Source organism: Aminobacter sp. P4_D5, assembly GCF_056401815.1.
On record NZ_JBFUIP010000994.1, the window covers coordinates 1 to 606 of the forward strand.

Consider the following 606-nt stretch of genomic DNA (forward strand, 5'->3'; position numbering starts at 1 on the left):
GTCCACGCCGGTGCCGGGATCCTTCACCCAGAAGCCGGGATAGCCGAGCACCACCGCCATCGACGGCATGGCGCGCAGGTTCGGCTCGTAGGTGAAGGGGAGCTGGCGCAGGTCCAGCGGATCCTGCCCGAGTCCGATGGAGAGATTGTATAGCGCCACGTCCTGCCAACGGATCTGCGTCCGGATCTCCGGGATCGGATAGGCGAGGAGCTTGTCTTCGACGATCACTTGGCGGGCTCCACCTGGGTGATTTCCAGAACGGCGTCGGCGGCATAGGCGCCTTCGCCCTCGGGCAGCACCAGCAGCGGGTTGATGTCGATGGAGGCGAGCTGCGGGCCCGCCGCCGCGGCGAAGGTGGAGAGGTTCGCCAGCGCCTGGGCCAGCGCCATCACATCGGCCTTTTTCCGGCCGCGCACGCCGTCCAGCAGCGGAAAGCCCTTGAGGCCGCGGATCATCACCTCGGCTTCGGCCGCGTCGAAGGGGCAGCGCCGGAAGGTCACGTCCTTCAGCACCTCGATGAAGATTCCGCCCAGCCCCACCATGGCGACCGGCCCGAAGACGGGGTCGCGCACCATGCCCAGCGCCATCTCGACCGCGCCCTTGATC

The 606-nt window shown here is 68.0% G+C and carries 1 protein-coding gene and 1 pseudogene; both read right to left on the reverse strand.

The window, feature by feature from the left end; genetic code table 11:
• Window positions 1-228, reverse strand: a pseudogene (locus AC1DWF_RS36270) (3-alpha,7-alpha,12-alpha-trihydroxy-5-beta-cholest-24-enoyl-CoA hydratase); the annotation flags it as partial.
• Window positions 225-606 (reverse strand): acetate--CoA ligase family protein (locus tag AC1DWF_RS36275; protein ID WP_476843285.1); only part of this gene is annotated, 382 nt, incomplete at its 5' end. The gene AC1DWF_RS36275 and the pseudogene AC1DWF_RS36270, both read right to left, overlap by 4 nt.